This window comes from Cyclonatronum sp. (genome assembly GCF_022565315.1).
Classification (GTDB): Bacteria; Bacteroidota; Rhodothermia; order Balneolales; family Cyclonatronaceae; genus Cyclonatronum.
This window is the reverse complement of record NZ_JAIUMX010000097.1, coordinates 1-13,834: the sequence shown is the minus strand read 5'-3', so window position 1 is coordinate 13,834 and position 13,834 is coordinate 1. Positions and strand designations below refer to the sequence as shown.

10 protein-coding genes and 1 pseudogene are annotated in these 13,834 nt (G+C 51.6%); 6 read left to right on the top strand and 5 right to left on the bottom strand.

Translation table 11 applies throughout. The features are described 5' to 3' along the window. Nucleotides 1–2,306, top strand: a pseudogene (locus LAT75_RS12700) (vitamin B12-dependent ribonucleotide reductase); the annotation flags it as partial. Between the two features lie 340 nt (nt 2,307–2,646). On the opposite strand, the gene LAT75_RS12695 reads toward LAT75_RS12700, so the two are convergent. Next, complete coding sequence (locus LAT75_RS12695; protein WP_291483047.1) at nt 2,647–3,294, bottom strand: response regulator transcription factor; 648 nt, start codon at nt 3,292–3,294, stop codon at nt 2,647–2,649. Nucleotides 3,295–3,566: 272 nt separating this feature from the next. Continuing rightward, nucleotides 3,567–4,049 (bottom strand): hypothetical protein, encoded by a 483-nt coding sequence (locus LAT75_RS12690; RefSeq protein WP_291483046.1) that lies wholly within the window; start codon nt 4,047–4,049, stop codon nt 3,567–3,569. Between the two features lie 132 nt (nt 4,050–4,181). Here LAT75_RS12690 and aspS point away from each other — a divergent pair, with 132 nt between their 5' ends. Both aspS and LAT75_RS12680 read left to right on the top strand, forming a co-directional pair. Next, complete coding sequence (aspS, locus tag LAT75_RS12685; protein ID WP_291483045.1) at nt 4,182–5,957, top strand: aspartate--tRNA ligase; 1,776 nt, start codon at nt 4,182–4,184, stop codon at nt 5,955–5,957. A 57-nt stretch (nt 5,958–6,014) separates the two neighbouring features. Next, nucleotides 6,015–6,725 (top strand): DUF429 domain-containing protein, encoded by a 711-nt coding sequence (locus LAT75_RS12680; RefSeq protein ID WP_291483044.1) that lies wholly within the window; start codon nt 6,015–6,017, stop codon nt 6,723–6,725. Nucleotides 6,726–6,835: 110 nt separating this feature from the next. Here LAT75_RS12680 and sthA read toward each other — a convergent pair whose 3' ends face one another. Further along, nucleotides 6,836–8,293: a Si-specific NAD(P)(+) transhydrogenase gene (gene sthA / locus LAT75_RS12675; RefSeq protein ID WP_291483043.1), complete on the bottom strand. Its 1,458-nt coding sequence runs from the start codon at nt 8,291–8,293 to the stop codon at nt 6,836–6,838. Nucleotides 8,294–8,632: 339 nt separating this feature from the next. On the opposite strand from sthA, the gene LAT75_RS12670 reads away from it, so the two are divergent. Then, nucleotides 8,633–9,241, top strand: a complete 609-nt coding sequence (locus tag LAT75_RS12670) for a superoxide dismutase (protein WP_291483042.1) — start codon at nt 8,633–8,635, stop codon at nt 9,239–9,241. Nucleotides 9,242–9,370: 129 nt separating this feature from the next. Here the strand turns inward: LAT75_RS12670 and LAT75_RS12665 are convergent, their stop codons facing one another. Continuing rightward, on the bottom strand, nt 9,371–10,243 hold the full coding sequence (locus tag LAT75_RS12665; protein WP_291483041.1) for a hypothetical protein: 873 nt from the start codon (nt 10,241–10,243) through the stop codon (nt 9,371–9,373). Nucleotides 10,244–10,445: 202 nt separating this feature from the next. Between LAT75_RS12665 and LAT75_RS12660 the strand changes: the two genes are divergently transcribed. Continuing rightward, nucleotides 10,446–10,877, top strand: a complete 432-nt coding sequence (locus LAT75_RS12660) for a BrxA/BrxB family bacilliredoxin (RefSeq protein WP_291483040.1) — start codon at nt 10,446–10,448, stop codon at nt 10,875–10,877. 258 nt (nt 10,878–11,135) lie between these two features. Here the strand turns inward: LAT75_RS12660 and LAT75_RS12655 are convergent, their stop codons facing one another. Beyond that, nucleotides 11,136–12,926: a DUF2207 domain-containing protein gene (locus LAT75_RS12655; RefSeq protein ID WP_291483039.1), complete on the bottom strand. Its 1,791-nt coding sequence runs from the start codon at nt 12,924–12,926 to the stop codon at nt 11,136–11,138. Between the two features lie 507 nt (nt 12,927–13,433). On the opposite strand from LAT75_RS12655, the gene LAT75_RS12650 reads away from it, so the two are divergent. After that, a partial coding sequence (locus tag LAT75_RS12650) for a lamin tail domain-containing protein (protein ID WP_291483038.1) occupies nt 13,434–13,834 on the top strand: 401 nt, incomplete at its 3' end.

The following is a 13,834-nucleotide window of genomic DNA, read 5'->3' as shown; positions in this document are numbered from 1 at the left end:
TGAAAGCACGCGACCTCTGGGAGCAGATTTCTTACGCGGCATGGGCTTCAGCCGATCCGGGCACGCAGTACCATGATACCATTAACGAGTGGCACACCTGCCCCGAAGACGGCCCCATCAACGCGAGTAACCCCTGCAGCGAGTACATGTTCCTCGACAACACGGCCTGTAACCTGGCCTCGATGAATCTTGTGAAATTTTATGACCGCAAGACGGGCGTTTTTGATGTGAAGGCCTACCGGCATGCGACCCGCCTCTGGACCATCACCCTGGAAATTTCCGTGCTGATGGCGCAGTTTCCTTCAAAAGAGATCGCACAGCTTTCCTGGCAGTTCCGCACCCTGGGGCTGGGCTACGCCAATATCGGTTCCCTGCTGATGATTCAGGGCATCCCCTACGACAGCGAAGAGGCCGCAGCGCTTACCGGCGCCCTTACCGCCATCATGCACATGCACAGCTATGCTACGAGCGCTGAGATGGCCAAAGAGCTCGGCACTTTCGAAGGCTACGACCGGAACAAATACCACATGCTGCGCGTGATCCGGAATCACCGCCGTGCTGCTTATAATGTTTCAGCCGAAGAGTACGAAAACCTCACCATAAGACCGATGGGCATAGATGCAACGCAGTGCCCGGACTATCTTATTGCCGCTGCCCGTGAAGATGCAGATCTTGCGCTTGCGCTGGGCGAGAAGCATGGTTACCGCAATGCACAGGTTACCGTAATCGCACCAACAGGCACCATCGGCCTGGTGATGGACTGCGACACAACCGGTATTGAGCCGGACTTTGCCCTGGTGAAATTCAAAAAACTTGCGGGAGGCGGCTACTTTAAAATCATCAATCAAAGTGTGCCTGCTGCACTTGAAAAGCTGGGTTACAGCGAAAAAGAAATTGATGCAATTGTGAAGTACGCCAAGGGGCACGGCACTTTTAAAGGATGCCCGACCATTACGCATGAGCGTCTGCAGGCGCTCGGTTTCACCGACGAAAAAATTGAAGCCGTTGAAGCCGGCCTGCCGGGAGCATTTGAAATCAAGTTTGCCTTTAATCAGTGGACACTCGGCGAAGATTTCTGCAAAGAGGTACTCGGCATTACTGATGCGCAGCTCTCTGACTGGAGCTTCGACATGCTCGCGCACCTGGGTTTTTCGCAAAGTGAAATCAGCCTGGCCAACGATTACGTATGCGGAACCATGACCGTTGAAGGCGCGCCCAAACTCAAAGACGAGCACCTGCCGGTGTTCGACTGTGCCAACAAATGCGGCCGTACCGGAACGCGTTTTATCTCGAGCATGGGCCATATCCGGATGATGGCTGCTGCACAGCCGTTTATTTCCGGGGCGATTTCAAAAACCATTAACCTGCCCAACGAAGCAACTGTTAGCGAAATTCAGGAAGCCTATATGACCTCCTGGAAGCTGATGCTCAAAGCCAACGCGCTGTACCGCGACGGCTCCAAGCTGAGTCAGCCGCTGAACTCTACTTCAGACGTGCTTCAGGTAGCTGAAGCTGAAGAAGAAGAAGAGAATGAACAGATGATGAACCCGGAAGTTGCCGCCGCGCAGGATAAAGTGCTTCAGGTTGCGGAGCGCATCATTCATAAATATGTTTCAGAGCGCCGCAGGCTTCCAAACCGGCGTGGGGGCTACACACAGAAATGCAAAATAGGCGGACAAAGCGTTTACCTGCGTACCGGCGAGTATAAAAACGGTCAGCTGGGTGAAATTTTCATAGATATGCACAAGGAGGGCGCTGCCTTCCGGAGTTTGCTTAACTGTTTTGCCATTTCTATATCACTGGGCCTGCAGCATGGTGTGCCCCTTGATGAATTTGTGGATGCCTTTGTATTCACCAAATTTGAGCCAAGCGGTATGGTACACGGCAATCCGCATATTAAAATGACAACTTCTGTGATGGATTACATCTTCCGCGAGCTTGCCATTTCATATCTTGGCCGTCATGATCTTGCTCATGTAGGGGCTGATGAAATTATGGAGCGTACCCTCAAAACCGAAGAGGAAGTGAAAGATGCGGAAAAAAATTCAGGCTCATCACAGGATGTGGTTTCCGAAACACTTCCCAAAAGCAACATTGCCAACCTCAAAGCAGAAGTAGCTGAAACTGTTAGTATTGTTTCGCCAGGCACGGAGAAAGCAGAGAACTCATTCATGAGCCGCTACAAAAGAGCCCGAAGTATGGGCTACACCGGCGATGTTTGCAGCGAATGCGGCAGTATGTCGATGGTAAGAAACGGAACCTGCCTTAAATGTGAGAATTGCGGTTCAACAAGCGGCTGCTCCTGACGAAGTGCAATAGTATCAACATACGATCTCAAATAAACACATATACTTGGAACAACAAAAAGCCCGGTCGGAAGTCCGGGCTTTTTCTTTGCCTGAACTGTGTCTTCAAGACCAAGCTGCCGGACGGCTGATGCTGAATGGCTGTTTTATACAGGCGCTTAGCAGCATAACGGACAAAAAAAAACGCCGCGTCTGTTCAAAACGCGGCGTTAAATTTATCATCTACAGACGGCTATTACCCCATTTGTTGTTTTAAATATAAGGAAATAATAGGTGTTCAAACAATTAGTATTTACGCGTAATTATCTAAAAAATAATTATAAGTATAAATACGTATAAATTAGATAAGATTTTCAGCAAGAGCCTTTTTGACAAGCGCTGCTATATTTTTGACACCCATTTTCTGCATCAGGTTAGAGCGGTGTGTTTCAACAGTTCGGGGAGAAATGGAAAGTATTTCAGCTATTTCCTGATTGGTTTTACCGTCAACGATATATTTGAGGATTTCCTTTTCCCGGCGGGTAAGTCTGGAAAGGGGCTTAGGATCATCAGATTTGCGGTTCCGTTGCAGGAAACTGGTCGTGATCATATCTGAAACGGCTTTACTGAAAACACGCTCGTTGTTCAGTACCCGGTGAATATTCTCGATGATCTCGTCCTTGCCGGAGCTTTTGAGCATATAACCGTATGCACCGGCTTCAAGCACTTCATTCAGGTACTTTTCATCAAGGTGGATAGTCATCATAATGATGCGGGCATCTTCGTCGAACTTCAGAATTTCTCTGCACGCATCGATGCCGTCTAACTCCGGCATGGTTATATCTAAAAAACAAACATCCGGCCTGAACTGCTGGTACAACTCTACAGCCTCTCTCCCCGACGAAGCTTCTGCAACAACTTTGAATGTGGATACGCTGTTTAAAATGGAAGTAAGCCCTAAACGGACTACACTATGATCGTCTGCTACAAGTAAAGTGATTACGGACATACTGGGCTTTTGATATGTTTCAAAAAAATCTTAACGGTAGATAAATTAAGTGGAAAAGCGTAACCGGATAGCTAAAGGGATATAAGAACCGAAAAGGATAATGAGCAGCTTAGAGAAGTTGGTACCCCTTATATGGTTGAAGCTTCCTAATGTAAGGCCGTGCGTTAAAACAGCATTTCAATCTTTAGCGAAGGCTCCAAATCCTATAGTGCGCAATATAAAAAATAATGAAGACTAAAAAGCCTTATTTATCGGCCGTAGTCTCTTTATTTTTACAAATAGTAGGGTCCTCCATAGAGGATGAACAGAGTGAGGCTGCTCAGCAGTAGAACCCGAAGGTTCCAGGCCAGGGTTCTCGGAAGGTTTGCCCGGCTAAGGCGTTGTACAAGCTGCGCATTATGCGCGCCGGTAATGCTCATTTTGTTATGTACGGGTATCACCCGGAAGGCTGTTTCACCCCATATGTATGCGAGCAATACTCCGCTAAGCACAAAAGCCCAAAAAAGAGATGATCCAAAACTCAGCGTTATCAGAGCAATGCCAGAGAAAAGCTCGGCAAGCATAGGAACCCCTGCAACAAGAGCGGTCCGGCCGGAGTGGAAGTCATGAAATACCGTACCTGATTGGGAATCAGCAAACACGAAGCCGGGATAATGCACAAGCTGAACAAAAGTTGTGAGTCCGCACATAAAAGCGCAGCTTACAAGATTCAGCAGAAGCAGGCTCAAAAAAGCAGTTTCATGGGTTAGTGGCATAAGAGTACGGAAAATTGGTTGCGGAAATCCTTATTTTGCAGGCTTTTGAGAATTAAGCCTAACAAAAAGGCGTGCAGAAAACATTTCAACCCAATCACTTCGTTAATTTAGATTAAGTTTCAGGATTACTTTATGCTGTTAAACAGAACGCATACCTGCGGTGAACTCAGCCTCAGCCACGTAGGAAAAGAAGTTACGCTCAACGGCTGGGTAAATATCCGCCGGGATCTTGGCGGTGTAATTTTTATTGATCTGAGGGACCGTTACGGCCTCACTCAGGTCGTTTTTTCACCTCAGGACAATGCGCAGGCACATCTGGCTGCCGATGAGCTGCGCAACGAGTTCGTAATTGGCGTTGTCGGGCAAGTACAGCAAAGGGATGCCGAAAATGTAAATCCCAAAATGAAAACCGGCGATGTGGAGGTGCGTGTGCAGCAGCTGCATATCTATTCGCGTGCGAAAACCCCCCCGTTTGAAATTAAGGATGACATTCAGACCAACGAAGAAACCCGGCTCAAATACCGTTTCCTTGACCTGCGCCGCGCACCGCTTCAGCAGAACCTGATGCTTCGTTCTGCGATTTACCGCAGTACCCGCAATTATTTCTATGACAATGCCTTTGCGGAAGTCGAAACGCCGGTGCTGATGCGCTCAACCCCCGAAGGCGCCCGTGATTACCTCGTGCCCAGCCGTGTGAATCCCGGTAAATTCTACGCCCTGCCGCAAAGCCCGCAAATCTACAAGCAAACGCTCATGATTTCCGGCATGGACCGCTACTTCCAGATTGTGAAGTGCTTCCGGGATGAAGACCTCCGCGCCGACCGCCAGCCCGAGTTTACACAAATCGACGTCGAGATGTCGTTTGTAGATGAAGAGGCCATCTACCAAATGGCAGAAGGCCTGATGGCGAAGGTGCTCAGCGAAGCGCAGGGTAAAGAAATCGAAACCCCCTTCCCCCGAATGAGCTATCAGCAGGCCATCGAAACCTACGGCAGCGACAAGCCCGATACCCGCTTCGGGATGAAATTCCGCGACCTTTCCGATATCGTGAAAGACTCCGAATTTCGGGTATTTTCCAAAACCGTTGCCGAAGGCGGCAAGGTTGTCGGCTTTGTAGCACCCGGTTTCGGCACGCTCGGCCGCGGCATTATGGATCGCCTCACCAAGCGCGTTCAGCAGGAAATCGGTGCCGGCGGGCTCATCTATATCAAAAACAATGCGGATGAGCTGTACTCCTCCGTCAGTAAATTTGTGAGTGAAGAAACAACCCGCGCAATGGCCGATGCAGCCGGCGCAGCTGAGGGCGACCTCATCCTGATTCTTGCAGGCAAAGCGCCGCTCGTGTATCAGCAGCTCGGCGATCTTCGCCTGATGTTCGCCAAAGAGTACGATATGATTGATGAAAGCCTCGCCAACTTCCTTTGGGTTACTGAGTTCCCGCTGTTCGAGTATAGCGAGGAAGACGGCCGCTACTACGCCATGCATCACCCGTTCACTTCACCCAAGCCCGAAGATGTGCCGCTCATGGAGTCCAAGCCGGGCAAAGTGCGCGCAAGGGCCTATGATCTGGTGCTCAACGGCAGCGAAATCGGAGGCGGTTCCATCCGGATTCACGATTTCGATACTCAGCAGAAAATGTTCCGCATGCTCGGTATTGAGGATGAAGAAGCCCGCGAGAAATTCGGTTTCCTGCTTGAGGCTTTCCAGTATGGCGCGCCTCCGCACGGCGGCATCGCCTTCGGCCTCGACCGTATCGTGATGCTGCTCGCGGGTGCCAAAAGCCTGCGCGATGTGATCGCTTTCCCCAAAAATCAGCGGGCCCAAAGCACCATGGATAACTGCCCCGATGTGGTGGAAACCCGACAGCTCGACGAGCTTTACATTCAGCTCAAACCCATCATCAAATAAACACACGCGCCCGGCGGCTCAGCTGCCGGGCGTTTTTTAGCCTGTTTCTCAACAACCATGAAAACTGCCGGAATCGACGGCTGCCGGGCCGGCTGGCTGGCCGTAACCCTCGACCGCAGCCTTGCCGCGTGGCAGCTGCTGCAAACCCCGACGGAGCTCGCAGCTTATGCCGCGGCTAAAAATACCGTGTTTATCGATATCCCGATCGGGCTGTCGGAAACCGAGCCGGTGCGTAAATGCGATCAGCTGCTCAGGCTGGTTTTGGGCGGAGCCTACGCATCATCGGTTTTTAGTCCGCCGGTAAGGGCTGCATTTCTGGTGAATGACTACACCGCGGCCTGCGACATCAACGAAACAAGAACCGGCAAACGCATCACCAAACAGGCCTGGAACATCATGCCGAAAATACGGCAGGTTGATGAGCTGATTGCTGAGCAGCCGGCACTGAGGCAGGTGCTTCACGAAAGCCATCCCGAACTGCTTTTCAAGAAGCTGAACCGCGCGGGTGAGCCGCTTCCCAAAAAGAAAACCCCCGAAGGCGTGGAAAGGCGGCAGAAACTGCTGTTCAGCGCCGACCCGCGAACAGAGGAGCTTTTCACCAAAATGCGGGAGGGCCTGAAAAAATCGCAGGCCAAAGACGACGACCTGCTGGATGCCCTCGTACTCGCCCTTATGGCCGCACAAAGCCCGTACCGGCCGGTCCGCACACTCCCGCTCCCGCCTGAAACGGACAACCGCGGCATCCCCATGGCTATACATTTTGTGTAGGGTGATGGTTTAACGGACCTGAGCAGTGTTCAGAAATATTTCCGGCATTACAAAAAAAAGGGTACGTGAAGCAGGCTTCACGTACCCTTTTTAAATTGATGGCAGAAAAATTAGCTGTCTTTTTCAGAAGAAATAAGGCTGCGATACTTCACACCAGACTTGTTAATGCGGTTCAGCCCGTTGAAAGCGGCTACCCGGTAAGCTTCGCTGAAGGTAGGGTAATTCAGGATGTTATCTACGAAGTAACGCACATCAATCTTATTCTTCATCACCGCCTGACCAATGTGGATGATGTCGCAGGCATTTTCACCGATTACATGTACCCCAAGCAGATTAAGGGTTTTCCGGTCGATGATGAGCTTGAGCAGACCAAGGGTTGTGTTAGAAACTGATGACTTCGTCAGTTCCTTATAAAACGCCCGGCCCACAGCGAAATCAAGCCCCTGTGAAATGGCTTCATCTTCGGTGAGACCGATACTCGATATCTCCGGTATGGTGTAAATCCCAAACGGATGAGCGCCGCTCAGCTTCACATTATCGATATTTGCCATGTGGCAGCTTGCAATACGGCCTTGTGTGAAAGAAGCAGAAGCAAGGCCGGGAAATCCAACAATATCGCCGGCTGCGTAAACAGAAGGCACCGAAGTCTGATAGTGCCCGTTCACGCTGATGTATCCTTCTTCGTTCATCTCAATGCCGACTTCTTCGAGGCCGATTCCGCGGGTGTTAGGCTGCCTGATACCGAAATGCAGCACCTGTTCGGTTTCAAGCACCCGCAGTTCATTATCTTTGAGGCTGCGGTACTTAACTTCGGTACAATTGCGAAGCGGATTTTCAGAAACGCCTTCAACATAAACCTGCGTATGAATAACCATGCGCTGCTGACTGAGAGCAAGATCGAATTCCTTTTTAATTTCTGAATCCAGGAAAGGTAGGTAGGTCTCGCGTGAGCTCAGCAGGTTTACTTTGGTGCCAAGAGCTGAAAAAATGGTAGCATATTCAATTGCGTTAACGCCGCCACCGATAATCACCAGTCGTTTAGGTACATGGGTCATATTAACAAGGCTGCGGTTATCAACCACGAGGCGGTGATCCACTTCAAAGTTTTTGGGCTTGCTGCCTGAAGATCCCGTTGCGAGCAGGATAAACTCAGCCCGGTATTTTTTCCGTGTACCCAGGTGATCGCTCACTTCTACAGTATGCGGATCGAGCAAATGCCCCATCCCCCTTGCCGTATGAACTTCATTTTTTATCAGGTTGCGCTTTACTTCGCTGTTTTCATACTTCACTACCTGATCCTTAAAGCGAAGCAGGTCGGCCATTTTATACCGCTGATAATTGCGGCTTGCCCCGTCAGCTCCGAAAAGCTGATTGTACTTAAAAATGGAAGCTGCTGCTTCACGCAGGGCTTTGCTCGGAACGGTTCCGGCATTGATCCACGCGCCGCCAAGGTGTTTGGCGTCGGCCTCAACGAGCAACACCTTTTTCCCGAACTTGGTTGATTGCATCGCGGCTGAAAAACCGGCAGGGCCGCTTCCCAGAATAATCAGGTCATAATCGTATTTCATAAAAATAGGTTTGGTTCGTCCTTTGCTGTGCAGTTTTGGCTGCTAACTTCTCTATCTGCGTTTATTCATATAATCGCTTAAGATACAAAAGGATAAACGTTTTTCCCTGACTTATAGCCCCAAGCCGGTGAATTATAATGAACTGCCTTCTGTTATTCTGACATGTAAACGACTGCTAACTTGTTGCTGTGCTGTATAATAGCAACACTGGTATAAAAATTGCAGTGTTCCGGATGATGTTGTTTCAGGCAACATTTTCACATAAATCGTTTATAAGGCCTTTCAAAAGCGCCTTCATTTACTGCTGTTATTAACTACAAAATTAAAAGGAAATTTATTATGGCTTTCACACTTCCAGAACTTCCCTATGCATACGATGCCCTTGAGCCGCATTTCGATGCAAAAACTATGGAAATACACCATACCAAGCATCACAACGCATATATTACCAAAGCAAACGATGCCCTTGCAGGCACCGAACTCGCTGATGCTTCCGTAGAAGAAGTTCTCACAAATCTGGATAAACTACCCGCTGACAAAAAGCAGGGTGTAATCAACAATGCCGGCGGACACGCCAACCACACGCTTTTCTGGACGGTTCTTTCTCCAAACGGCGGCGGAAACCCCACCGGCGAACTTGCTGATGCGATCAGCAGTACTTTCGGCAGCTTCGATGCTTTTAAAGAGGCCTTCGCGAATGCAGCCGCTACCCGTTTCGGTTCAGGCTGGGCATGGCTGGTAGTTGACGGCAGCGGCAAGCTGCACGTTACTTCAACCGCCAATCAGGATTCACCGGTAATGAGCGGGCATACCCCGATTCTTGGTCTCGATGTTTGGGAGCACGCCTACTACCTCAACTATCAGAACCGCCGCCCCGACTACATCTCGGCTTTCTGGCATGTGGTAAACTGGGCCAAAGTGAACGAGCTTTACCTTGCTGCAAAATAAGTTCATGACTGCTTAGCAGCAGCAGCGCAAAAAAAAAGGCCGGATGTCTGCAAGTGCAGATGTCCGGCCTTTATTTTTTTCAGGATGATGCGCTTCCAATCCTGAACAACCTATGCGGCAATTGCGCGCTCAGTTTTGCTCGCTTAGGGTAACCCGAACGCGCTCCTGGAAAATGTAGCTCAGCTGCGCATACAGCCGCGGGTTTGAAACGCTGAGCTGCTGCCGGGTTCGGGTCTGGCGCCCGGTCGGGTCGCGGCGGTCAGCGGTTTCTACGGTTTCGAAGGTAGGGTTTTCACCGGTAATCTCTTCATAGCTCAGCGGTTCGATCTCGAAATCTATGTAAAACCGGCCGTTGTTATCCGGTGTGATGGCGAAAAAATCGCCCGAGCCGTCATCGAGCGGGATGCGCACTTCCAGCGACATCACCCGGCTGCTGCCGCTTACCCCAACGAGGATGCCGTTGGCCTCCAGCCGCTCAGTAGAAACCAGCGTTGGCCTGATGCGGTCGCGGCGTTCGGTGCGCCGTATCACCTGCACCCGCTCGCCAAGCTGCTGCTCCGCCTGCTGCACCAGCCGCTGGTTTTCCGGCATATTCTGCCAGCCCGGGTTCTCGAGGTAGCTCTGCCGGGCACCGGGGAAGTCGCCGAGTGCCTCCACAATTCCGGTAGGGAACACAATCCCGAACGAGCGCCGCAGCTGATTGCCGTTGTCGAAAAACATCCGGAACCCGTGGTCGCGGGCCATCTGCCAGGTGCGGTTATTCCGGAAGTTCACTGCGATGTACACGAAACGGTCGTCGTTGCCAATGGCAACATCGAAATCATCAATTAAATTAGAATTCAGAGCCGCTGAGGGCCAGTCATTGAAGTCGCCGTCGATGGTAACCGGCTCTGCGAGTGCGAGGCTCGAAACCTGCCTCGGCCCGGAGCAGGCTGCAAGCAGCCATACCAGCGCAGGCAGCAGCAAAAAAACAAAATATTTTGGGACGGAAAATGCAGTCATAGGGCTGAACGTAAAGGCGTAGCAGTGGGCGCCGCAATCGTTAGGACGGGCACGTATTGAAAACAAAAAATGTTATATTAGCCCACTAAGATAAGACTGCCCTGTGCTAACACAAAACCTGTATTAATAACACAATTCAGGGCAGTTCAGGTGCCTAACCGGCACTGCTGCAACTATTACTAACCTGAAAACAGAAACTATTATGCAATTTGGTTTTGGTATAGGTCCCGACACCACCTGGATGCGCGATGAGCTCACCGAACTTGGTGTTAAAGAAGTTACCACCCCGGCTGAAGTTGACACCATGATGCAGGGCACCAAAGAAGGCACCATGCTGCTCGTGATCAACTCCGTTTGCGGCTGTGCCGCCGGCAACGCACGCCCCGCAGTGAAAATCGCCCTCGAAAACGACAAGAAGCCGACCCACCTCTTCACCGTGTTCGCTGGTCAGGATAAGGAAGCAACCGCCCGCGCCCGCGAGTACTTTGCGGAATATCCGCCCTCATCGCCCAGCTTTGCCTTCTTTAAAGACGGCGAAATTAAGGCGATGATCCCGCGCCACCGCGTAGAAGGCCGCAGCGCACAGGAAGTTGCCGGCGACCTCAAAATGGTTTTCGACGCTTTTTGCGAGTAAGCCGTCCCATCGCGGATTTTCAAATTTCCAAATAAAACAAAAGCCTTCCGGTTCGCGCCGGAAGGCTTTTGCTGTTTTATGCAAGTCCGGGAAGCAACCGATCCGCCTGAAACCGGCTGCCCGGCAGTGCTGTTTTCTTTTTTAGGGGGGGAAACTCCGTGCACATCAAGGTCTTTCGTGATTTAACAACCATCGCAGGCCAACGGCAAACGCCTTGCTTTTTGGCGTGCGATATCCGGCTCCCCGCCCTGTCCTCCGCTATCCTGCACGACCTCCGCCACCACCACCTGCTGCCCCGCCAACCGCACCCGTGCCGGTGCTGATGCTTGTGGTGGTTGACACAACCGCCGTGTGCACTACGTTCGAAAACAGGGCCGCGTTGGGGAAAAAGCCCGGCATGAAAAACATCCACGTTAAATCGTCGGGCTGCGGATTAATGCTTTCGATGAGTGTACCCATCTTCTTTTTGTTCAGCCCCAGGGCGATGGCGTACACGATGTGCAGCCCTTTCAGTTCCGGCTTCATGGAAACCCGGCCTTCAGTGAGTGCGAGCCGGTAGGCTTTCCAGCGGCGGTACACGCGCTCGCCTTCCTCAGTGCGCACATTCAGGGCGATGGTGAGCACCAAGGCAAGTCCTGATGCAATGAGCAGGGCTACACCGCTTGCCGGCCCTGCTTCGCTGTTGTAAATGAGGAGGAAAAATCCGAACAAAAACAGCATCGCCTGAACCAACATATTCAGCACAATAGGCTTGGTGTTATCCACCATCCAGTTATTGGCGCGGGCTTCCAGGCCGATTTCGCTGAACCATTTGCTCCACCATGTCGTGAATGCCGTTTGGGCTTTGTGCTCTTTTGAGCTGAAATCAAAAAGCTTGTTGAGCCGCTTTTTTTCGCCGTTCAGCCGCCCTTCGAGCAGGGTAACGACTTCCGTTTCCCAGCTTTTCAGCCCGCTGTAATCTGTTTTGCCAGTGCGCTCAAGCAGGTAAACCTCGGTCTCCTTTTTCCGGAAGGTGCCGGTTTCTTCCCTTTCCTGCACAATCCGGAAGTAGCCCTTCCGCGATAAATCGAAGATGGTTGCCACAAAGCGGCTGTTGTGATCGCTGTAGAGGTTGCGGAACAGCCAGCCGACCATTGCCGGCGGCATTTCAGAGGGAGGCGTTTCCAGCATTTCCGGGAAGTGCTCGGCCAGCTGCGGACGTCCGCCGAATTTGAGAACCAGCACCATCGCAAAAACCAGGCTTGCAGCTGCAAGCACCCAGCCCAGCGGTATCAGAAAAGCTGACATCCGGGCTTTGCGCAGCTCGGCTTCCTCCCGCTCCTGCATGATCACGAACGGATTGAGCGTCGCCTCTGAGGGTACCGTGTTTTCGACCAGACGCTCCGGGAAAAAAGTGCGGATGCGCAGCGCCCGGTCGCCCCGGTTCCGCTCCGCAGTAAAAAGCACCCGATTGCTTTCTGTGCTGAGCTGCGCATTCTGTGCGCGGGTTTCCGGCCAGGCAATCAGCTCATCCGCAGAAAGGCCCTCCGGCAGCACAATTTCGATTTCAATATTCTGATGGGCACGGTCCCAGTCAGAACCGAGAAATGCCCAGTAAAACTCCGCCCATTCGCCGTCTGAAGCCAGCGCACCTTCCAGAATGTAGCTCAGCGTAAAGGTCCGGCTTTCATCCTGCGCACTGAAATTGGTGCGGATGGTCACCACGCGGTTCCCGTCGCGGATCGAATAGGTGCCGGGCTCGTTGCTGTCTTCAAAGCGGAACTGCTGCCCGCCCTCGCGCACCTCAATCTCCCGGATTTCCCGGAACCCCAGCTTCCGGATATCCTGCTCGAACCAGCTGTAGCTGCCCTCAAACCGGAAAGTGCGCTCCTCGGTGATGAAGACTTCCCCCGAAGGCCGGATTTCCGCCACAATCCGCAGGGCGGGGATCTCGTAATCTTTGGCCAGGGCATCAGCCGGATGAAGGAGGAGCGTGAAGCCCCCCGCAATCACCAGCAGGAAAAATAGAAAAGCAGATGGCGTGTGGTAAGCTTTCATCATCGTTTTCATCAGTTCAGGTCGGTATAGTTAAGTCAAAATACAAAGGCTTTGCCTACGCAGGCTAAAGGCGAAGGTTGGGTTTTGGACAGTTCTGTGGTACTGGCAGCTTTCATCGTTAATAGCCTTCGTTCCAAAGATGAGGTTCCTTAGCGAATATCACAAAATCCCAGATTCGCTGTCAAACCATGGATTTGCAAATGCGCTGTATGACCATTAATGTGTGGACACCTTCGAACCATCCATGAGAGACCTTTCCCCGCTACGGTAATTCTGTACTTTTCATCTTCTTCAATGCTATCTTTGGAAAGACTGCATCCTGTCGGCTTCCGTAGTCAATATTATTTTTTTCACAGGCAGCACTTTCAAAAAAAGCCGGCGGATACCATCTGTAGAAAGTTGTCTGTAAAGCGTCGCAGGTTTCATCTGAAATTTTGGACAAAATAGCCATTCTCAACTGATTACGCCGTGCCAAATCCTAATTCTATCCTTCCGACAAGAGCCTCTTTATCACAATTTTTGAAGGGACATGCTTTTCTTTTTAGGGTGATGTGCGCCGTATTCGTATTTGGCCTCATCCCACTTCCCGCGACCGTTGCGCAGGTGTACATCAACGAATTCCAGGCGTCTAACCAAAGCACCATCGCTGATGAAGACGGCGATTTCGAAGACTGGATCGAGCTGTTCAACGCCGGCACCGAAGCGGTGAACCTCAGCGGCTTCGGCCTCACCGACGATCCCTCCCGGCCCTACCGCTGGATTTTTCCACCGGTAAGCATCGCGCCCGGCGGCTTCCTGCTGGTATGGGCTTCCGGCAAAGACCGCCGCCTTGCCTTTGGCGAGCTGCACACCAATTTCAGCATTGCCGCTGCCGGAGAGCCGCTGCAGCTTACCGCGCCCGATGGCAGCGTTGCCGATTT

Excerpts from the sequence above, each read along its gene's own strand:
- LAT75_RS12695 (WP_291483047.1), bottom strand. The coding sequence starts at position 3,294 with ATGTCCGTAATCACTTTACTTGTAGCAGACGATCATAGTGTAGTCCGT.
- LAT75_RS12690 (WP_291483046.1), bottom strand. The coding sequence starts at position 4,049 with ATGCCACTAACCCATGAAACTGCTTTTTTGAGCCTGCTTCTGCTGAAT.
- aspS (WP_291483045.1), top strand. The coding sequence starts at position 4,182 with ATGCTGTTAAACAGAACGCATACCTGCGGTGAACTCAGCCTCAGCCAC.
- LAT75_RS12680 (WP_291483044.1), top strand. The coding sequence starts at position 6,015 with ATGAAAACTGCCGGAATCGACGGCTGCCGGGCCGGCTGGCTGGCCGTA.
- sthA (WP_291483043.1), bottom strand. The coding sequence starts at position 8,293 with ATGAAATACGATTATGACCTGATTATTCTGGGAAGCGGCCCTGCCGGT.
- LAT75_RS12670 (WP_291483042.1), top strand. The coding sequence starts at position 8,633 with ATGGCTTTCACACTTCCAGAACTTCCCTATGCATACGATGCCCTTGAG.
- LAT75_RS12665 (WP_291483041.1), bottom strand. The coding sequence starts at position 10,243 with ATGACTGCATTTTCCGTCCCAAAATATTTTGTTTTTTTGCTGCTGCCT.
- LAT75_RS12660 (WP_291483040.1), top strand. The coding sequence starts at position 10,446 with ATGCAATTTGGTTTTGGTATAGGTCCCGACACCACCTGGATGCGCGAT.
- LAT75_RS12655 (WP_291483039.1), bottom strand. The coding sequence starts at position 12,926 with ATGAAAACGATGATGAAAGCTTACCACACGCCATCTGCTTTTCTATTT.